At 68.7% G+C, this 18,446-nt stretch carries 20 protein-coding genes and 1 pseudogene; 8 read left to right on the top strand and 13 right to left on the bottom strand.

Annotated features, from left to right (window positions below; genetic code table 11):
- The first annotated feature begins 12 nt into the window (after positions 1-12).
- Together ACQBAU_RS01685 and ACQBAU_RS01680 are read left to right on the top strand one after the other, a co-directional pair.
- Positions 13-471 carry a nucleotidyltransferase family protein gene (locus tag ACQBAU_RS01685; RefSeq protein WP_465256306.1) on the top strand — a complete coding sequence of 153 codons (459 nt, stop codon included), beginning with the start codon at positions 13-15 and terminating at the stop codon, positions 469-471.
- Positions 468-848, top strand: a complete 381-nt coding sequence (locus ACQBAU_RS01680) for a HepT-like ribonuclease domain-containing protein (RefSeq protein ID WP_465256305.1) — start codon at positions 468-470, stop codon at positions 846-848. Before ACQBAU_RS01685 ends, ACQBAU_RS01680 begins: the two co-directional genes overlap by 4 nt.
- Here the strand turns inward: ACQBAU_RS01680 and ACQBAU_RS01675 are convergent.
- The gene (locus ACQBAU_RS01675; RefSeq protein WP_465256304.1) at positions 833-1,507 is read right to left on the bottom strand and encodes a S66 peptidase family protein; all 675 of its coding nucleotides are present in this window, start codon (positions 1,505-1,507) and stop codon (positions 833-835) included. The genes ACQBAU_RS01680 and ACQBAU_RS01675 overlap by 16 nt on opposite strands.
- Positions 1,504-2,004, bottom strand: a complete 501-nt coding sequence (locus tag ACQBAU_RS01670) for an LD-carboxypeptidase (RefSeq protein ID WP_465256303.1) — start codon at positions 2,002-2,004, stop codon at positions 1,504-1,506. The genes ACQBAU_RS01675 and ACQBAU_RS01670 overlap by 4 nt, the downstream gene beginning before the upstream one ends.
- Before the next feature lie 948 nt (positions 2,005-2,952).
- Here ACQBAU_RS01670 and ACQBAU_RS01665 point away from each other — a divergent pair.
- Positions 2,953-4,263, top strand: coding sequence for a hypothetical protein (locus ACQBAU_RS01665; RefSeq protein WP_465256302.1), 1,311 nt, complete (start codon positions 2,953-2,955; stop codon positions 4,261-4,263).
- Positions 4,264-4,362: 99 nt separating this feature from the next.
- Here the strand turns inward: ACQBAU_RS01665 and ACQBAU_RS01660 are convergent.
- The 7 genes and pseudogenes from ACQBAU_RS01660 to ACQBAU_RS01630 form a co-directional block, all read right to left on the bottom strand.
- Positions 4,363-5,558, bottom strand: a protein-coding gene (locus ACQBAU_RS01660) for an IS3 family transposase (protein ID WP_465256301.1) whose coding sequence is annotated in 2 segments (ribosomal slippage) — positions 4,363-5,282 and positions 5,282-5,558 — 1,197 coding nt in all. Because the reading frame shifts where the segments join, the coding sequence is not laid out codon by codon here.
- A gap of 534 nt (positions 5,559-6,092) precedes the next feature.
- Entirely contained in the window at positions 6,093-6,410 is a 318-nt protein-coding gene (locus ACQBAU_RS01655) for a type II toxin-antitoxin system RelE/ParE family toxin (RefSeq protein ID WP_465256300.1), read from the bottom strand.
- Positions 6,407-6,655, bottom strand: a complete 249-nt coding sequence (locus ACQBAU_RS01650; RefSeq protein WP_465256299.1) for an addiction module protein — start codon at positions 6,653-6,655, stop codon at positions 6,407-6,409. Before ACQBAU_RS01650 ends, ACQBAU_RS01655 begins: the two co-directional genes overlap by 4 nt.
- 496 nt (positions 6,656-7,151) lie before the next feature.
- Positions 7,152-7,294, bottom strand: a pseudogene (locus tag ACQBAU_RS01645) (IS256 family transposase); the annotation flags it as partial.
- Positions 7,288-8,235 carry a Fic family protein gene (locus ACQBAU_RS01640; RefSeq protein WP_465256357.1) on the bottom strand — a complete coding sequence of 316 codons (948 nt, stop codon included), beginning with the start codon at positions 8,233-8,235 and terminating at the stop codon, positions 7,288-7,290. The gene ACQBAU_RS01640 and the pseudogene ACQBAU_RS01645, both read right to left, overlap by 7 nt.
- A gap of 396 nt (positions 8,236-8,631) precedes the next feature.
- Entirely contained in the window at positions 8,632-8,856 is a 225-nt protein-coding gene (locus tag ACQBAU_RS01635) for a hypothetical protein (RefSeq protein WP_465256298.1), read from the bottom strand.
- A gap of 26 nt (positions 8,857-8,882) precedes the next feature.
- The gene (locus ACQBAU_RS01630) at positions 8,883-9,797 is read right to left on the bottom strand and encodes a 1,4-dihydroxy-2-naphthoyl-CoA synthase (protein ID WP_465256297.1); all 915 of its coding nucleotides are present in this window, start codon (positions 9,795-9,797) and stop codon (positions 8,883-8,885) included.
- Between the two features lie 83 nt (positions 9,798-9,880).
- On the opposite strand from ACQBAU_RS01630, the gene ACQBAU_RS01625 reads away from it, so the two are divergent.
- The 3 genes from ACQBAU_RS01625 to ACQBAU_RS01615 are packed head-to-tail and all read left to right on the top strand — an operon-like array spanning position 9,881 to position 14,232.
- A complete protein-coding gene (locus ACQBAU_RS01625) occupies positions 9,881-10,462 on the top strand; it encodes a YbaB/EbfC family nucleoid-associated protein (RefSeq protein ID WP_434548684.1) in 582 nt (193 codons plus the stop codon).
- 10 nt (positions 10,463-10,472) lie between these two features.
- A complete protein-coding gene (locus ACQBAU_RS01620; RefSeq protein WP_465256296.1) occupies positions 10,473-10,787 on the top strand; it encodes a hypothetical protein in 315 nt (104 codons plus the stop codon).
- Between the two features lie 43 nt (positions 10,788-10,830).
- A complete protein-coding gene (locus ACQBAU_RS01615; RefSeq protein ID WP_465256295.1) occupies positions 10,831-14,232 on the top strand; it encodes a WXG100 family type VII secretion target in 3,402 nt (1,133 codons plus the stop codon).
- Here ACQBAU_RS01615 and crcB read toward each other — a convergent pair whose 3' ends face one another.
- Positions 14,233-14,613: a fluoride efflux transporter CrcB gene (gene crcB / locus ACQBAU_RS01610; protein ID WP_434548687.1), complete on the bottom strand. Its 381-nt coding sequence runs from the start codon at positions 14,611-14,613 to the stop codon at positions 14,233-14,235.
- Positions 14,610-15,056 carry a fluoride efflux transporter FluC gene (locus ACQBAU_RS01605; protein ID WP_434548688.1) on the bottom strand — a complete coding sequence of 149 codons (447 nt, stop codon included), beginning with the start codon at positions 15,054-15,056 and terminating at the stop codon, positions 14,610-14,612. The genes crcB and ACQBAU_RS01605 overlap by 4 nt, the downstream gene beginning before the upstream one ends.
- Before the next feature lie 176 nt (positions 15,057-15,232).
- Between ACQBAU_RS01605 and ACQBAU_RS01600 the strand changes: the two genes are divergently transcribed.
- Together ACQBAU_RS01600 and ACQBAU_RS01595 are read left to right on the top strand one after the other, a co-directional pair.
- Complete coding sequence (locus ACQBAU_RS01600) at positions 15,233-15,601, top strand: PhoD-like phosphatase N-terminal domain-containing protein (protein ID WP_465256294.1); 369 nt, start codon at positions 15,233-15,235, stop codon at positions 15,599-15,601.
- Positions 15,602-15,727: 126 nt separating this feature from the next.
- Entirely contained in the window at positions 15,728-16,849 is a 1,122-nt protein-coding gene (locus ACQBAU_RS01595; RefSeq protein ID WP_465256293.1) for an alkaline phosphatase D family protein, read from the top strand.
- Positions 16,850-16,867: 18 nt separating this feature from the next.
- On the opposite strand, the gene ACQBAU_RS01590 is transcribed toward ACQBAU_RS01595, so the two are convergent.
- Both ACQBAU_RS01590 and ACQBAU_RS01585 read right to left on the bottom strand, forming a co-directional pair.
- Positions 16,868-17,455 (bottom strand): protein-L-isoaspartate O-methyltransferase family protein, encoded by a 588-nt coding sequence (locus tag ACQBAU_RS01590; RefSeq protein ID WP_465256292.1) that lies wholly within the window; start codon positions 17,453-17,455, stop codon positions 16,868-16,870.
- 26 nt (positions 17,456-17,481) lie between these two features.
- Positions 17,482-18,390 carry an alpha/beta hydrolase gene (locus tag ACQBAU_RS01585; protein ID WP_465256291.1) on the bottom strand — a complete coding sequence of 303 codons (909 nt, stop codon included), beginning with the start codon at positions 18,388-18,390 and terminating at the stop codon, positions 17,482-17,484.
- Positions 18,391-18,446 lie beyond the last annotated feature (56 nt).

Raw genomic sequence — 18,446 nt, 5'->3', positions numbered from 1 at the left:
TATAGTCCGGACATGACCATGAACGGAGCCAAGCTGCGTGCCCGGCGCACGACGATGGGATTGAGCCAGTCCGCAGCTGCGTCATTGGCCTCGGTGAGCCAGTCCAACTGGTCCGCACATGAGTCCGGAGCGCGCCCGCTGACCGACACCATGCTGGCGAGACTCTCCACTGCCATCGGGTTCCGTCCTTCCATTGCGGCCCGGGTACATCGAGATCGGATCAAGGAGATCTGTGCCAGACATCGAGCCCGTGACCCCCGACTGTTCGGCTCGGTGGCGAAGGACACAGACACTGTGGAGTCCGACTTGGACGTGGTGGTGGTCGCGGAGCCCGGCATGACGATGTTCGACATCATCGCGCTGGAAGACGAACTGGAGATCCTCTGCGGTGTCCGCGTGGACGTTGTCACCACAGGCGCGGTCAGGAGTGGCGGGCGGGCGTGGTCCAACTTGGGCGCGGTCGCAGTGTGATCATCTCGGACCAGGATCGGCAGACGCTTACGGAGATTCTTGGCTTCGGACGAGAAGCCGCGGACCTCGTGTCCCGGGGGAAGTCGACCTACGACACCGACGTGCTTCTGCAACGTGCGGCCCAGATGATCTGCCTGAATCTCGGAGCGGTCGCGAAGCGTCTCAGTGCCGCTGTCGTTGAGGGGCATCCAGACATCCGCTTCACGATGATGGTGGCCCTCCGAGAAAAGGTGGCCCACGGCTACCGGATCCTCGATACGCAGGTCATCTGGGACACCGTCGCCACCGCCATCCCGGAGGACATCGCAGGAGTAGCAGCACTTCTCGATCGCGCAGGCACTCACCGGTCCAGCCGTCGAACTCACCGGGCCCCGTGATGTCTCGGGCCCTCCGATCGCCAACTGGCTCCTCTGGCCGAGGATCTGGACGGGGCCAAGCGTTTCGGTGATGACACCCTCGATCGGGCGAAGTCGATGAAAGGCACCCTCGCCGGCAAGCTGAGCGCGCGAAAGCCAGAAGTCGCCGCTACCTCAGCTCTTGAGTGGTTGTGTACGCCGGCGTCGACGGTCACGGCGGCCATCGCTCCGCTCACGAGTGGCAGGTGCGGCGGCACGTGACCGATCTCGACGTCGAACACGATCGGGAGGTCGAGGCGGCCGAGGGCGTCGAGCACTGCCTGTTCCTGTGTCATCTTAGGGTTGTCGCCGGCGTTGGTGCGGCCGATGAGGATCGCGGTTGCCTGTTCGAACCAGCCGGCCAGCCGGAGTCCGTGCAGGTTCCGGCAGATCGTTGCTGCCTCGTCCTCTGATGCTTCGAGATAGACGATCAGGCCGTCGCTTGCGTATCGCTCGCCGAATGCCGCTACGTCGCCGTACGGGGTGCCGGCCAGGTTGACGATCGTTTCGATGCAACCGCCGATGAGACGCCCGCTGACCTCGAGCTCCTCTGCGTCGTGGAGTCGCCAGCGTCCCTCACCGACCTCGCGCCACTGGATTGCTTTCGGGTCCTCTTCAGAGCGCCACCAGTTGGCGATCAATCCCGAGTCACGCTGGACGTGCGGCCCAGGGCCGGCTGCGAGCTCGGTCCACGGCAGCAAGCCTGCCGGGGGTCGGTAGGGCGTGTCGGCGAGGTTGTCGCCGTGCAGCGTTGCCCAGCCAAGTCGGGTGGTATCGGCAGCAAGACAGTGGAGAGATCGGAGTAGCCGACCAGCCATGTGGGCTCGGCGACCGCAAGTGCGTCCCAATCGAGCAGGTCCACGAGGTCGATCGCGGTTTCGCCGCCCCAAGGCGGCAGGACACACCGGACGTCGGGGTCGCAGAGCATCACGGTGAGTTCGGCTGCTCGCTGTTCGGCTGGCGCGGAGGTGAGTCCCGATCCGTCCATGCACTGGCCGACGACGACGTCATAGCCTGCCGTACGGAGCCAATCCACACAGAAATCCACTCGCTCGGCGCCGGGGCCAGAAGCCCCAGCGGACGGTGAGGTCACCGCGATCTTGTCGCCGGGACGAAGTGGGGCCGGGTAGCGGATCATGAACTCGATCCTGCCAGCGCGGCCGACGTGCTGGCATCCAGGTTTGGCTGCGCGGGTGTCATCAGGCCGCGTGGAGCCACTCGCGGTAGCTCTGCGCGAAGTCGTCGTTGCGGCGGAGCCGCGCTTGAGCTCACTGATGGTTGTGGGCCACACGCCGAGTTGGTTCGCCGCCCCTGTGAGTGTGATGTTCTGCCAAGCCGCAATGGCCGCAGGTCGTCGACGCCCGGGATCGTGACGGGTGCGGTGAGACACCGGAAGACCTCGCGGGCGATCGCTCGCCCTTGAGTTTGCGCAGGGTCTCCTTGCTCGACAGGTCAGCGTCGCGTTGCCGCGCGACGTCCTCCTTGGTGCGGCATCGCTGGACATCCGCACCAGCGCAATCCGGTGGAGCGCACCGTTCGCCGCTTGGTCACCGCCCCGGGACAGCCGGCGACTCACCGTCTTGCCGGTTCGTTGGCGCGCTGCGCCAGCGTCTTGAGAACGAGCAGAACCGCTCGCTCGACCGGGGCCTCGTTGGTGTGGCCCTACATCCGGACGAGCACGACGAGTCGCTTTCGCTGCCCAGGTCGCGGTACTTCTACCCCCAGATGATGGTCGGCGCGGTGATCAACTGTGCGTGGATCTGCCGCGCCGCTGCGGTGCGTGCCTGCATCGCCGAGCGACGGACGTTGTGCAACGCGCGGATGCCCCCTATGGCCGCGTTGTTCTTCGCTGGGGCGATGCCGACGCCGCAGGAGGAGGCCCCCCGATCCCGGCCCGGCAACGTGAGTCACGACCGCAGCAGGCGTTTCCCATCATTACTGTCGGCCGGTTGTGGCACCATCTGAGGCATGGGGGAAGCGAATCCGATTCGTCTTGGGGGATGTGAGCAGGCAGGCCATGGGGGCCTCCCGTGTCGTGCGGCGTCACCCTGTCGACCCCATCGGGCAACGATGACAGGAGTCGGCAATGAGCACCGAGATTCAACTGATCAGTGATGGCGATGGTGTGGCCGTCATCGGAAACCCGACAGATGTCGAGCACTTCTTGGCGGCACAGGGTTTGTCGTCAACGGCTCTCGAGCTCAACCGTCTGGGACGGGGGTTCGGCACGGCCGGCGCTGTCGCGCAGGCTGGTTCGGAGATCGCCGCCAACTCGGGTCGGTGGTTGAAGGTGACCGAGGAGTCCGCCAGAGCCATGGGCAAGTTCCCCATGGTGAAGAACTCAACGACCGGGCTTGCTCACGGAACCCTGCGTGGCCCCAATGGTCAGTTCGTCAAGAACCTCCAATTCGTGAAGGGCGGGCTCAACCCGTCGTTGCTGGCGAATCCGGCGCTGCTCGCCGGTGCCGCCGGTCTGATGGCCCAGCTCGCCATGCAACAGGCAATGGACGAGATCACCGAGTACCTCAAGGTGATCGACGCGAAGGTGGATGACATCATTCGCGCCCAGAAGGACGCCGTGTTGGCGGACATGATCGGCGTGGACTTCATGATCAAGGAGGCCATGACGGTGCGCGAGCACGTTGGCCACGTCACCGACGTTGCATGGTCGAAGGTGCAGGGAACGAGCCTCACCATCGCCCGGACCCAGGCATACGCACTGCGGCAGCTGGACTCGATCGCGGACAAGCTGGAACGCACCCCACAGATGGGCGACCTCGCCGATGTGGCGAAGCAGGCCGCACCCAAGGTCCAGGAATGGCTGGCCGTGTTGGCTCACTGCTTCCAGTTGCACGACGCACTCTCGGTGCTCGAACTCGACAGGGTGCTGAATGCGTCTCCCGACGTGCTGGACCGGCATCGGCTCGGACTCCGCGTGGCTCGGCAGAATCGCCTCGAGCTCATCTCCCGCAGCACCGACCAACTGCTGACTCGGATGACCGAGGCCGCGAGCCTCGCGAACACCAAGGTCTTGCTCCACCCGATGGCGTCCAAGACCGTGGTGGCCTCCAGCAACCAGGTCACCAGCGGCATCGTCGACTTCCAAGTCCTGCTCGGGATCGAGGGGACACATCAGGAACTGGCGGCAAGGCGATGGGTCGAAGCTGCCGGAGATGCGAAGGCCAAGGTTCTTGAGTCCGGCGAAATGGGTGTCGGTGTGGCCAAGCGGTTCGGTGACGACACCCTCGATCGGGCGAAGTCGATGAAAGGCACCCTCGCCGGCAAGCTGAGCGCGCGAAAATTCGGCCTTCGCTCGGTCGAGGCGGGCCCTGACGGGGCCAGCGGCACGGAGAACGCAACCGGCATGCCTCCTACCGACCCCGCCCCGAGTCAGTAGCAGTACGCGGAACGCGGAACGCTCAGCGACTGTTGGTGGTCATTGACGGCACTATGCGGCTGACCTTGGGCTTGACCGCAAATCGTGGACACGGCCCGCTTACGCGGCTTGATCCTTGATTGATGGTGCAACCGGGTGGTTGCTGAGTTGGTGCTCGTAGTCGACCGGGGTGTGGTAGCCGATCGCGGAGTGCCTGCGGCGGCGGTTGTAGACGACCTCGATCCAGCGGGCCACCTCGCGGCGGGCCTCGGCCCGGGTGGGCCAGGTCCTGCGGTCGTAGAACTCGGTCTTCAACGTGGCGAAGAACGACTCCGACATCGCATTGTCGAAACACACCCCGGTGCGGCCCATCGACTGGTCGATCCCCAACTCGACCGCGGCCCCTTGCAACTGGGCGGAGGTGTACTGGGTGCCCCGGTCGGCGTGGAACACCACCCGCCCCTCGAAGCCGTCGCGCAGGGTGTGCGCGGTCCGCAGCGCACGTTCCACCAGGTCGGCGTCTTGGTGGGAATCCATCGCCCACCCCAACACCCGGCGCGAGCAGGCATCGCGGACAGCACACAGGAACAGCCAGCCCTCCCCGGTGCCCAGGTAGGTGATGTCAGAGATCCAGACCCGGTTCAACTCCCCGGTGTCCCAGCGCCGGTTCACCCGGTCCGGGATGTGGTGGGTCGCCACCCCACCAATGGTGGTGACCGGGGTGAACATCCGCGGCGAGATCCCTTCCAGCCCTTGCCGGCGCATCGAAGCAGCCACCGTCTTGACGTCCACCCCGACCCCGGCGGCGTGGAGGTCAGCGGTGATCCGCGGAGCCCCATACACCTGGTCCGACACCTCGAACAGGTCACGGACCTGTTCATCCAGCACCGCCCGCCGAGCGGCCCGCTGTGCGGCCCACCGGTAGTAGCCAGAACGCGACACCCGCAACAACCTGGCCATCCGAGAGATCTCGTAGTTCGCCTTCTCCTGCGCCATCAGCTCAAACCGTTCTGCCGTGGTGGCTTCGACACGAAGAAGGCGGCTGCTTTTCCCAAGAACTCGTTGTCCTTGCGCAACTCGGTCACCTCGCTACGCAACCGCCTCAGCTCGGCCCGCTCATCGGGACTCAACTCGCCTTCCGGCTCACCGGCCCGGCGGGCACGTTCGGCATGAACCCACCGGCCCAGCATCTGCTCACCCAGCCCCAACTCCTTGGCCACATGCGCCACCGGCCGGCCCGACTCGATCACCCGCCCAGCCGCCTCGGCCCGGTACTCAGCCGTGAACGAACGACGCTTCTTGCTCTGCTCTGTCATCTGACACCTCTTCCCACGGAACCTTGTCATCCCGCTTATCCAGGTGTCCACGAAGTCAGGCTAGGCCGAACCTGCGGAAAAGTGATTGTCGGCGTTGGGGGTCGATGGCGACGAAGGAACTCCTCCTCGATCATCGTCACGACCTCACCGTAGCCCCTGCGCTCACGCTTCGGCGATCCTCGCGATGAGGTCGTTGGCCCACGCGACCGCGTCACCGATATCGGGCCGTACGTCGATGGCCTCGATGGCGCCATCGTATAGGTCATCCCACCCGGCACCGACTTCGATGCTCGGTGGCCAGGTGTGTCTCGGCGAACTGGTCGAAGGGCGCGTCGGGAGCATCAGCCACCCGGTAGATCCTGTAAGCCACGTGAACCAGCGCTACGCGCGCAGCCAACTTGCGCAGCTCGACCGCCGGAACACCGCCGCGACAGCCTCCTTGGTCGTGATCAGGCCGTACTCAACGCATTGGTTGGAGTTGACCGCGAACGACCGTCGCTCTACTCTCCTGCCGCGTATTTACCACGCATCGGGTCATTCACCGACCCGCTCCCGCCAGTAGCCGGGCAACCGCTTGTCGTGCGCAAGCGCGAGGACGACGAGCTCGGAGGGCTGGGCAAGGTAGACGAGGCGGTAAGGGAAGCCCGCCACCCGTCGTGACCTGACTGCGGGGATGCTGTCCCAACCGGGCCAGATCGCTCCGGACTCAGGGCACTCAAGGAAAGTGTCGATCACTTCGTCGACGGTGGCTTCGAACCGACCGCCAAGCCCAGCGCCTCGTTCTTCGTACCAAGCCACGTCGGCGCGAAGCTCGGCAAGAGCCTCGGGGTGATACCGAACGTCGACCGTCACTGCTGCTGCCTCGCGGCACGGTCCGCCGCGAGTTGAGCCCTGACCTCGTCACGCGAAAGGGTCTGCACCCGACCACTGGTGATGTCGTCGACCCGTGACTTGATCTCTGCCGTCCAAGCCTCGTGGACCTCAGCCGAATCGGCCGGGTCGTCGAGGCTGGCCAGCAGCGCGTTCGCAACCTGCGCGCGCTGATCCACCGGCAGCGTCAGCACCAACTGCGTGATCTCATCGAGTCCGCTGGTCATACCTTGAGTCTACGCGCCTGAAGCGACTCTCAGCCGTCCAGCCGAACGTAGAACGCCTGATTGAACTCCCAGCCAGCCGTTGCCTCGTCACGGGTCCGCCATGAGCGGAAATAGACGGACGGTCCGTCGCCAAGGACCGCGCGAGCGTCGACGTCGCACCGGTACTCCTCCGCGGCTTCATCCGCCAGTACATGCGGCTCCAAGAGGTAGAGCCCAACCACCCAGCCAGGTCCGTGCTGAGCCCTTCCCTTCCAGCGTCACGAGTTGCCTCACACAGACGAGTCGGCGGTGAGGATGCCATGCTCAGCCAGCGCGATCTCGCGCACTAGCTCCCGGTACTTCACCGAATGATTCCATGGCCGCGTTGTCCCGCTCGAGATGCCCGGATCGGCGGACAACCCTGAGATCGACGTGGCCACGTGTGCCGGGGTGACGCGCGGTCATATCCGGCTCATCCGGGACTGTCCGGCGAACGGTGTAGGTGGCGGTTGTCATGTCAGCGGTCCTGTGCTGCAGGCGTGCGGTCGGCGAAGGTGGCAGGGAATGCGTTCAACGCTGGCTTCCACCTCACAGCCCATCGTGCCTGACCGGTGCCCTTGGGCCCAGCGACCGTGTGACCGGATGCAGCGTCTTCATCGCCCGTCCTCCGGACGGTGCGGCCGAGCGGGGACGGGGCGAGTCGGCAGCGACTTCCGGGTGTCAAAACGGGTGCTCGCCAGTCGCCGCTCGGTCACGGTCACGAGATCGAGGATCTCCTTGGCCAGGTAGGCGGTGGTGTTGCGCTCGATCCTGCGGGTGGTGAGGACTTCGGCCTCCCGCAGTTCCTCCAGTGCTGCACTCGCCGCCGGGAAGCTGACGCCGAGGATGCGGCGTACCGAGCTTGCGGTGAGCACGGGGGCCTCCGCCAACGTCTCGAGCAACCGGGCGACGGCCGAGTCGGCACGTGGAGTCTGACGTACGCCCCGCTCGGTGCGCGCCAGGGCGACCCGCTCGCGCCACTCCACCAGCAATGCGTCGATCTGATCGACCAGCGAGGTCGACTCATCCACCGCGATCCGCACCGAACCCGTGAAGAACTCCAACCAGTCGCGGACGCCGGCGGTGGCCGCGGCCGAGCCGGGTGCAGCACCATGTCGGTACGAGGTGAGCCCAGAAACGTACTCGTGGCGCAAGGTGGCCAGCACCAGACTGACCGGCAGGACTGCCGTCGGGGTCAGACCTCGTCTTGCCAGCACCGTGTGGATCAAGGCGCGCCCCACGCGACCGTTGCCGTCGGTGAACGGGTGGATCGTCTCGAACTGAGCGTGTGCCAGCGCGGCCTGGACGATCGGGGAGTGTGCGGCGCCGTTGACGTAGCGGACCAAGTCAGTCATCAGGTCCGGCACGCTGTCGGCCGCGGGCGGCACGAAGTCTGCATCGATGGGGTGCCAATCCGACCCGCCGATCCAGTTCTGCACCTGCCGGAGGCCATGGTGCCGCGGCTCCTCTGGGAGGAGCGCCGCGTGGAGCTCGATGACATCGTCGACGCTCAACTCGTCCACCTCGACGAGGCGCGTGGTGGCCTCGCGCACGACCGTCATGTTGTTGGCAACCAGCTGGGCCTGCTCGCTCACCCCCTTCACAGTCTCCTCATGCCCCAACTCGGCCAGTGCCACCTGCTGTGGAGACGGAGCCACACCCTCGATCCGGGAGCTCGCGATGGCTTCCGACCGCAGGAGGAAGCGGGCGATCGAAGCCAACGACCCAGCCCTGGGGCTGTTGAGCGACGCCACTCCCCGTTCGGCCCTGGCGATCGCCCGGGACAGCCCCGCGTCAAACGCCAGCGGGTGGGACTCCAGCAGGTCCGGCACGAACCGCTCGAACGATCCACTGCGGCGATCGCGCCGGGGCACGCCCGACAGCGGGTCCGGCTCCCAACGCGCGGTCTGCCAAGACGACACAGCGGTTCCTTTGATCAGCGGACGTTTCATTAAAGGTTAGAGGACGAACCTTTCATCGGGAAGCCTCGGGGGCAAGGTTGCGCGCGATCTCGTACCTGCGACTCCATGGTCGGCTGCGACGACCTGCGCGCCGGGAATCGCCGTACCTTGCTCGGTGATCCATTCGTCGAGTTCGTTGAGCTGCCGTTCGGCTTCGAGTGTGTAGTGGATCCGCCCCGTCATGAACGAGCGGCCCATTTCGCCTAAGGTGAGCTCGGACATCCTGGGCTGGAATCGCTCGGGACGGATCAGTAGTAGTAGGGGAAGTCCGACCAGTCCGGGTCCCGCTTGGCCAGGAACGCGTCGCGTCCCTCGACGGCCTCGTCGGTCATGTAGGCCAACCGGGTCGCCTCACCGGCGAACACCTGCTGGCCGACCATCCCGTCGTCGACGGCGTTGAACGCGAACTTCAGCATCCGTTGTGCGGTTGGGCTCTTGCCGCAGATCGTGCGACCCCATTCCAGTCCGACCCGCTCCAGGTCGGCGTGCGGGACGACCTCGTTCACCATGCCCATCGCGTGGGCCTGCTCGGCGTCGTACGGCCGACCGAGGAAGAAGATCTCGCGGGCGAACTTCTGCCCGACCTGCCGGGCCAGGTAGGCCGACCCGTACCCGGCGTCGAAGGATCCGACGTCGGCGTCGGTCTGCTTGAAGCGGGCGTGTTCGGCCGAGGCGAGGGTCAGGTCGCACACCACGTGCAACGAGTGGCCACCGCCGGCGGCCCAGCCGTTGACCAACGCGATCACGACCTTCGGCATCATCCGGATCAGCCGCTGCACCTCGAGGATGTGCAGCCGCCCCAGGGCTGCCGGATCGACCGAGTCGGCGGTCTCCCCCTCGGCGTACTGGTAGCCGGCACGGCCACGGATCCGCTGGTCACCGCCGCTGCAGAATGCCCATCCACCGTCCTTGGGTGACGGCCCGTTGCCGGTGAGCAACACACATCCCACGTCCGACGCCGTCCGGGCGTGGTCGAGCACCCGGAACAGCTCGTCCACGGTGTGCGGCCGAAACGCGTTGCGCACCTCCGGACGGTCGAAGGCGACCCTGACCACACCGGTTCGCCCCGCCACCGGCTCCGTGGCACGGTGGTACGTGATGTCGGTCAACTCGAACCCCTCGACCGGGGTCCACAGTGCAGGATCGATGTCGGGGCGGCTCACCCGCCCACCGTACTGCCCGCAACCGGGACTTGAACCCGGCGGCGGGTAGAAAGAGACACCCACCCCCGAACTGCGGAGGCCGTATGTCGCAAGAGCCGTCCCGCACCGGAGGCAACCTGCCGCCCGGTGCCGTCGTCGGCGACCCCGCCGCCGACGCGATCATCGATCGGGCCGGCGACCTCGACTACACCAACGAGCGGTTGCGGCAGCGCGAACGGGAGCTGTTGGCCGAGTACGAACGCAACGCCAGGGCGCTGCAGGCCGCGGGGGCGGGCGGCGAGGAGATCACCGGCCGCGGGTGGGCCGCGAACGAGGCCGTGGTGGTGATGGTCGACGCCAGCAACCGGCTGATCGACCTCCACCTCGACCCGCGAGCACTGCGCCTCGGCTCGATCGAGAACCTTCGTACGGCCATCATCACCGCCTTCGAGAACGCCGCCGAGGACGTGGCCGACCAGCAGCGCGACCACGGCCTGGACGCGATGGGCGACGAGCCCGTACGGGACATGCTCGAGTCGATGCCCGAGCTGACCGCACTGCTGCCCGAGAGCTCGTACGCCCAGTTCCTCGCAGACGACGGCGAACCCGACGACACGACCCGACCCGAACCCAAGCGGGGCCCGACGCGTCCGGACTGGGACCCCAAACCGAACCCCTACGTGTGAGGTGGGCAGCATGACCGAGTCGACCCGTGACCTGACCGACCTCCGCGACGCCGGGGCGGCGATCGAGGAGTTGGCCTCGGCGGCGGTGATCGACGCCATCTCGACCATGGTCACCGTGATGTCGCACAACAACGCGTGGGGCACCGACCAGGTCGGCGGCGCCTTCGCCCACGTCTACCTGGAACCCGCCGAGGAGGCGATGGGTGCGGTGATGCAGACCGGATACCAGCTGGGCGAGGTCGCCGAGAAGCTCGCCGGCACCACGTCGGCGTACCGGGAGACCGAGGAGTCCAACACCGGCGAGGCCGGGACGGTGCAGGTGTGATCCCCGCGCCGGCACCACCGACGAACGCGACCGAGAGGCAGCAATGATCGAGGTACGGACCTCCCCGCTCGTGCCCGCCTGGGTGTACGAGGGCTTCTTCCCCGAGGCCGACGAGACCGGCCTGACGAAGGTGGCCGAGGCGTGGCACGCCCAGGCCGGCAGTGCCCAGGAGAACGCCGACTCGCTCGACCGGCGGTTCCGGGCGTTGACGTCCACGTTCACCGGGCCGGCCGCCGACGCGGCGTCGGGCAACGTCGCCGAGGTCCGGCAGTTCCTGACCACGACCGCCGAGGGCTGTGAAGAACTGGGCAAGGCGTGTGACGAGGCCGCCCGGCTGGTCACCTTCGCCAAGACCTCGATCAACGTGGTGCTGCTGGCCCTGCAGGTGCAGTCACTCGGCCTGATCGGCGGTGCGATGGTCGGCCCCAAGCTGGTCATGATCGTCAAGTTGCGGCAGCTTCAGATCGCTGCCCAGGCACAGATCAAGGCGATCCACACCGCCGTCGTGGCCCGGATGTCAGCACTGTCGCCGAAGGTCGACATCCAGCCGCCGCTGACGATGCCGAAGGGGTCTGGGTCGAAGTTCGCCCCCGGCACCAGCAACTCGATGTTCACCCGGGAGCGGATGAGCAGCGCCGCGAACTTCGCCGGGGTCGGTACGGAGGGTCAGGGCGGTCCGGCCGGTCCCGGTGGCCCGGGATCCCCGGCACCGGGTGGTCCCGGCTCCGGTGAGCCGGGTGCTCCGGGTGAAGGCACCGAGCCGATCGATCCGAACGACCCGGAGATGTTCAACCCGGAGAGCATCGTCGGCGGCAACCGCGAACAGGGTCCGCCGCCTGGCACCGAGGAGACCAACGCGGTCTCCGACGGCGCCTTCTCCGAGGAGGAGCAGCAGGAGTTCGCCAACAACTACGGTGAGGAGATCGACGGCGGGCAGGGCAGCACCGACTACAACCCGGAGAGCTTGGCGAACGACGCCGAAGGGGTCGACTCCACCGAGATGCCCGACATCAACCCGACCACCGACCCGGTGGTCACCGACGCCGACATCAACGGCAGCAACGACTCCAGCCCGTACGACTCGTACGACGGTCCGCAGAGCGTCGACGACCCGGACTCCGACAACGTCCCCGCCGATGCGGCGATGCCTCTCACTCCGGGCTCCGGCGGCGGCGGATCCGGGTCCGAGTCCGGATCCGGGTCCGGGTCCGGGTCCGGTGGTGGCGGGAACAATTCCGGTGGGGACACCGCGATGCCGTCGCAGGAGGTCACCCCGCAGCCACAGCAGCAGACGCCGACGCAGCCCGGCAACCCCGGATCGTCCGGCTCCCAGCAGACGTGGCGGCCCTCGGTGCCCGACCCCGGCGCGTACGACGGCGGCGGCTCTGGTTCGAGCGGCTACACCGGCTCAACGGGGTCCGGTGGCTCGGCGGGTTCCGGTGGCTCGACGGGTTCCGGTGGCTCGACGGGTTCCGGTGGCTCGACGGGTTCCGGCTCGTCGGGGTACGAGGGGTCCGGGAGCTCCGGCGGAACCAGTTCCGGTGGGTCGACCGGCGGCGGCAGCACCGGCGGCGGTTCGACTGGGCCGCAACTCGCCGTTCCGGAACCCCCCGCCGGCACGTCGGCGGCAGGTTGGGTCGATCCTCAGGTCGGTGGCGTCTCCGGTGGCGTCGGTGGCGGCGGCGGAGCCTTCGGCAACGGACCCGGCGGCAGTGGCCCGATCGGCGGCGCAGGCAACCCGGTCGGCGGTGGCTCACCGCCGATCGGTGGTGGCGGTGGCACCCCGCTCACCGGCGGCGGGGGTGGTCCTGTCGGCGGGGGCGGCCTCGGCGGTGCGATCGGCGGTGGTGGTGGCCCCGTCGGTGGCGGCGCCATCGGCGGCGGCGTGCCCGGTGGTGGCGGCGCACCCGGCGGCGGCTCTGGCGCCCCGGGTGGCAGTGGCGGAACCCCGGGCGGAGCCGTCGGCGGCCACCTCGGTGGCCAGGTGGCCCCACCCTCGCAGCCCGCCCAGCCCCAGCAGGGACACCCGCAACAGCCGCACGTGAACCAGCAGCCCCACGTGAACCAGCAGCCGTCCACGCAGCCGGTACCGAAGCAGGGCGTGCCTGCCGTCGATCCCCGGCGCGAAGCGTTGCCGCCGACCACCGGCGAGCACACCGGTCCGGACTCCACGCCGCTGGTGGCAGCGGCGATGCCGTTGGGTGCGGCGGGTCTGGCCCCCCTGTTCCGCGACCTGCGGCGACCCGTGCCGGCCCCGGTCGACCTCGCGTCGGGCCGCACGATGCTGCCGACCCAGTTCGGCCCGACCGACCACCCACTGGCGCCGATGCCGGTCGGGCTCGGGATCCCGTACCAGAAGGTGTTGCTGCCCGGTGAGGCCGAGGCCCTGCAGGCCGGCCAGTTGTCCACGATCCGTGGTCTGCTGTATCCGCTGGACCAGGTCCGCCACCTCAGCTCGCCCACGGAACTGACCAGTGCGCTCGGGCTCGGCTTCGCCGTCGTCGACGAGCGTGGCCAGTCGCACCTGGCGTTCGACCCGGTCGCCGACAGCGTCGAGGTGATCCGGTTCAACGGGGTCCGCGACGTCGACCTGGTCGTGCCGGTGCAGGCGGACGCGATGGCAGGCCGGGCGGCCCACGGGCTGACCCCGGTGGTCCGTGATCACGCACGTCCGTGGCAGGGCGGCGGGACGGCGCCCGGATCCACCGAGGACCACGTGATCGAGGAGTTCGAGATCCTCGGCGAGGTCGGCCATGCGGTGCCACACCTGGCCGAGATCTGGCGGCTGTACGCCGACGGCCGGGCCGAGCACGTGGCCACCCACAACGCCCGGACGGGTCGGTGGTCCGGCCCCGACGTGCTGATGCCGCAGGTCGGCAGGCGCACCGCGAACGGTCACTACGCGGTGATGCCGGACTCGAGCCGGTTCGCCGTGATCACGTTGACCGCCGAGGAGCAGGTGCTGATCGATCATGGTCCCAACCCGCCGAGCTTCTTCGAGCCGGCCGACGACGGCACCCACCGGTACGTGGTGCCGGTGGACCAGATCGCCGGCTTCCAGGGCGTGATGACGTTGGCGATGTGGCAGGGAGCCCGGGTCAACGTGCTCCGCCGCGCGGGAACCCAGGCCTTGATCGACTTCGCCGACACGTCGCGGGAACGGGCCACCGCGCTCGGGTTCGCCCAACTGGGCCAGGGCCAGTGGCAGCAACGCTGGGTGCCGTTCGCCGAGTTGGTCGAGCCCGCCGAGTGGGAACGCGACTACCCGCTGCTGCAGCAGTACGGTCGGCCGTCGGCTCCCCCGCCACCGTCGGACATGCCCCCGTCAGGTGTGGCCCCGGCGGGCGCGGCCCCGGCGGATCCGGTGCCGCCCGGGGCGGGTCAGGTCGACCCGGCTGCCGCGGCGATCGACCCGACCGCGGCACCGCAGGGCGCCGGTCGCTGATCAGGTCGGCCCGCCGACCAGCCACCAGCCGACCGCACAAGCCGCCCACCCGACGACCAGCGAACCCACCAGGTACGCCGTCGCCACCGGCCAGCGGCGCTCCCGGACGAGCATGATCAACTCGTGACTGAAGGTGGAGAAGGTGGTCAGCGCGCCGCACAGTCCGGTGCCGACGAGTGCGAGCAACCAGCCCGGGGCGCCGTCGCCGGCGACCGCGCCGGCAACGATGCCGAGCAGCAGGCTGCCGATCACGTTGACCAACCAGGTGCCGACCGGGAAGCCGTACGCCCGGAGCCGACTCGTACCGAGCGCGACGAGATGGCGTGCCACCGCGCCCGCCGCGCCACCGCCGGCGACCAGGAGGGCGTCGACCCAGCTCATCCCGCCGACCGATCCGCGAGAAGCCAACGGGCACAGGAATCCCCGCCGATGACGGCGAGCAGTCCGACCACGAGGGTCGAGACCAGGTAGCCGGCCGCAACCACCACCGATCCGTCCATGATCAACACGTGCAGGTCGAGCATCGCGGTGGAGAAGGTGGTCCAACCACCCAGCAGGCCGGTGATCAGGAACGGTCGCGACCGGCGACTGCCGGGCCGCCGGCGGGCGAGCAGCGGCGGCAGCAGGCCGATCAGGAAGGCACCGCTGATGTTGACCAGCCACGTCGACCACGCGAACCCATCGTCCGGAGTCGGTACGAGGGTCGCGACCAGCCACCGGCCGACGCTTCCCACGGCTCCGCCGAGCGCGACGAGCAGGGTGAGGTCCCAGTCTCGCACCGTCGGCACGGCTCGCGGCTGCGGCAGGACGGGCGGGTTGGTCACCTCGTCAGGGTACGACGATCATCCCTGGACTTACCCGCGCTCGGGCAACGGGTTGTCCGGGCCGAGCAGGGTCGGGGTTCACCGAAGCCTTGCCCGCTGGACATCTGGGGCAGCCGCAGCTGTCACCCGTACCTGCTGGATTGAGGGCTCGCACCAGCCCGACCCCAGGAGGCACCATGTCCCGCCCACATCAGTCCCGTGTCCCGATCAGCCGCCGTGGCTTCATCGGCGCCATGGGCGCCGCCGGAGCCGGCGCAGTGCTGCTCGGCACCGGCGCACTGCCGGCCGATGCGGTCCCGCAGGGGCCCCGACTGCCCGGCGAACCGTTCACGCTGGGCGTGGCCAGTGGTGACCCGCTGCCCGAGTCGGTGGTGCTGTGGACCCGTCTCGCCCCGGAGCCGCTGGCCGAGGACGGCCTGGGCGGCATGCCGCAGCGCAGGGTCCCCGTCCGGTGGGAGGTCGCCGCCGATGAGGGCTTTCGCCAGATCGTGCGGCGTGGCACCGTGGTCGCCACCCCCGAGATGAACCACTCGGTGCACCCATAGGTCTGGGGACTGCAGCCCGGACGCGAGTACTGGTACCGATTCCGTACCGGCTCCTACCTCAGCCCGGTCGGTCGGACCCGGACCGCCCCGGCCATCGGCGCCCACGTGCCACAGGTGTCGTTGGCCGTGGCAAGCTGTGCCAACTTCGCCTCCGGGCTCTACACCGCGTACGGACACATGGCCGACGAGGACGTCGACCTGGTGGTGCACGTCGGTGACTACATCTACGAGGGCGGGGTCGGCAACGGCGGCGTCCGGGGCCTCGAGGTGCCGGCCTGGCTGGGAGCGGAGACGATCAGGCTGGCCCGGTACCGGCAGCAGTACGCCTTGTACCGCAGCGATCTCGACCTCCAGGCCGCTCACGCCGCACACCCGTGGGTGGTGACGCTGGATGATCATGAGGTCGACAACGACTGGGCGGACGAGCTCAACGGCAACGCGAACCAGCAGGAGGGGTTCCTGCAGCGACGTGCCGATGCCTTCCGCGCCTACTACGAGAACCTGCCGTTGCGCGCGAGTGCCACCCCGCAGGGGCCGGACATGCAGCTCTACCGGACGTTGCAGTACGGCGACCTGTTGGAGTTGAACGTGCTCGACACCCGGCAGTACCGCGACGACCAGCCGGCCGGCGGCGGGCGGGCGGCACCCAACCCGGGCAGCCTCGCCGAGGACCACACCATGATGGGCTGGGAGCAGGAGGCCTGGCTCCTCGACCGGTTCGACCGGTCGCGCGCCACCTGGCAGGTGCTGGCCAACCAGGCCCCGATGGCCGAGACCGACATGGACACCGGGGAAGCGGTGTCGTTGTTCATGGATCCGTGGGACGGCTACGACGCCAACCGTCGGCGGGTGCTCGAGGGCGCCCAGCAACGAGGCGTGGAGAACCTGATCGTGCTCACCGGTGACCGACACCGGCACCACGCCAGCAACATCAAGGCCGACTACCGCGACCCGGATGCGCCGACCATGGCCAGCGAGTACATGTGCACCGCGATCAGCACCGAGGGCGACGGTGCCGACCAGGACGGGTACTGCCGCAACTCGCTGGCCGCGAACCCGCACATCAAGTTCGCCAACTACCGGCGCGGCTACGTCCGGGCAACGGTCACCCCTGACCTGTGGACCACCGACTTCCGCGTGGTGCCGTACGTCTCCCGGCCCGGCGCCCCGATCTCGACCCGCGCCACCTACGTCACCGAGCCCGGTGTCCCCGGCGTGCGGTTCGCCGGCGAGGGGCCTGCCGGCTGACCGTCTTGCCCGGGGCGGTCACTGTTGCAGCGGTACGAACATCCACCGACCCGGTACGCGGGTGGTCCGGACGGAGTTGCCGGTCCGGACCACCACGGTCATCGCCCCGTCGACGGGCAGCACCATCCGGCCGCCGTCGGCGAGTTGATCAACCAGCTCGGCCGGCACCTCACCGGCGTCGGCCGACACCAGGATCCGGTCCCACGGTCCGTCGTCGGGGGCGCCGAGCCGGCTCGGCACTGCCTCGGCGATGCGGACCCCGGGGAGGTCGTACCGACCGAGGGCGGCTCGTGCCCGGGTGATCAACTCGGGAACGATCTCGACACCGACGACGTGCCCGTTCGGCCCCGCGAGGGTGCCCAACAGGGCGGTGGTCCAGCCCGAGCCGCTGCCGACGTCGAGCACCCGGTGCCCAGGCCGTACGGCCAACTGCTGCAACATCAACCGGACGGTCGACGGTTGCGAGTTGGTGGAGTCGTACCCGATCGGCAGCGCCCGGTCCTCCCCGGCCCGGTCCTGCAGTTCGGGCGGCAGGAAGTCGCTGCGGGAGATCGCGGCCATGGCCGTCCGGACCCGATCGGGAGACGTCAGTTCCGAGTCGTCCATACCTCCACCATGGCACTGTGGTCCGGTCAGTCGGCCAAGCCACGACGGAGTGCCGCGGCGAGTTCGGCGTTCTGGCGTTGCGACACCTCCGCCGACAGGATCGCCTGCGAGCCGTGGAACACGCCCGGCCACACGTGCAGCTCCGTGGTCACGTTCGCCTGCAGCAGGCGACGGGCGTAGTCGACGTCCTCGTCCCGGTTCGGACAGTGCTCGGCCGCCGCCACGTACGCCGGCGGCAACCCCGACAGGTCGGCCGCCCTGGCAGGTGCCGCGTACGGTGTCGCCTCGGCCTCGCCGAGGTAGTGCCGCCAGAGCTGGCTGACCTTGTCGCGGGTGAGGAACGGGGTGTCGGTGAAGGTGCTCGCCGACCAGGTCTGCTGTCGGTCGTCCAAGCCGGCCTGGTGGAGCAGTTGGAAGCGTAGCGCGGGCCCGCCCTCGTCCCGGGCACGGAGGGCGACCGCGGCGGCGAGGCCCGCCCCCGAGCTGTGGCCGCCGACCGCCAGCCGTGTCGGGTCGACTCCCAGTTCGGCGGCGTTGTCGGACACCCAGCCGAGTACGGCGTGGGCGTCGTCAAGCGCTGCCGGGAAGGGATGCTCGGGAGCGAGCCGGTAGTCGACCGAGACCACGGTGACACCCGATTCCTTGGCCAGCGTGGTCGCCCACGGGTGCTCGGTGTCGAGGTCGCCCATCACGAAGCCACCGCCGTGCAGCCAGACGATCGCGCCGGGGGCACGGTCACCGCGGGTGGCCTCGCTGCGGTACGTCCGGACCGCGACGTCCGGGTCGGCAGGCACCATGTGGTCCTGGATCTGCAGCCCGGTGGTGTCCACGTCGATCGTGGTGATCAACTCGCGGAGCTGGCGGCGCGCGGCCGGCGGGTCGGACAGGTCGGCGGGGGGAAACATCGGCAGGAACGGTTCGAGTTCGGCATCCATGGCAGCCAGTGTTGCCACGGCGACCGCGTCAGACATCCGCCACGCGTCGCGCAATG

The organism is Carbonicoccus niuqiaonis (assembly GCF_050157065.1).
Lineage (GTDB): Bacteria > Actinomycetota > Actinomycetes > Propionibacteriales > Propionibacteriaceae > Avipropionibacterium.
This window is presented reverse-complemented; position numbering and strand designations above follow the sequence as displayed.

Coding starts and splice junctions, on each gene's coding strand:
- ACQBAU_RS01585 (WP_465256291.1), bottom strand. CDS start 18,390: ATGGATGCCGAACTCGAACCGTTCCTGCCGATGTTTCCCCCCGCCGAC.
- ACQBAU_RS01685 (WP_465256306.1), top strand. CDS start 13: ATGACCATGAACGGAGCCAAGCTGCGTGCCCGGCGCACGACGATGGGA.
- ACQBAU_RS01635 (WP_465256298.1), bottom strand. CDS start 8,856: ATGTCCGAGCTCACCTTAGGCGAAATGGGCCGCTCGTTCATGACGGGG.
- ACQBAU_RS01600 (WP_465256294.1), top strand. CDS start 15,233: ATGTCCCGCCCACATCAGTCCCGTGTCCCGATCAGCCGCCGTGGCTTC.
- ACQBAU_RS01670 (WP_465256303.1), bottom strand. CDS start 2,004: ATGATCCGCTACCCGGCCCCACTTCGTCCCGGCGACAAGATCGCGGTG.
- crcB (WP_434548687.1), bottom strand. CDS start 14,613: ATGAGCTGGGTCGACGCCCTCCTGGTCGCCGGCGGTGGCGCGGCGGGC.
- ACQBAU_RS01620 (WP_465256296.1), top strand. CDS start 10,473: ATGACCGAGTCGACCCGTGACCTGACCGACCTCCGCGACGCCGGGGCG.
- ACQBAU_RS01640 (WP_465256357.1), bottom strand. CDS start 8,235: ATGACGGTCGTGCGCGAGGCCACCACGCGCCTCGTCGAGGTGGACGAG.
- ACQBAU_RS01650 (WP_465256299.1), bottom strand. CDS start 6,655: ATGACCAGCGGACTCGATGAGATCACGCAGTTGGTGCTGACGCTGCCG.
- ACQBAU_RS01665 (WP_465256302.1), top strand. CDS start 2,953: ATGAGCACCGAGATTCAACTGATCAGTGATGGCGATGGTGTGGCCGTC.
- ACQBAU_RS01615 (WP_465256295.1), top strand. CDS start 10,831: ATGATCGAGGTACGGACCTCCCCGCTCGTGCCCGCCTGGGTGTACGAG.
- ACQBAU_RS01625 (WP_434548684.1), top strand. CDS start 9,881: ATGTCGCAAGAGCCGTCCCGCACCGGAGGCAACCTGCCGCCCGGTGCC.
- ACQBAU_RS01590 (WP_465256292.1), bottom strand. CDS start 17,455: ATGGACGACTCGGAACTGACGTCTCCCGATCGGGTCCGGACGGCCATG.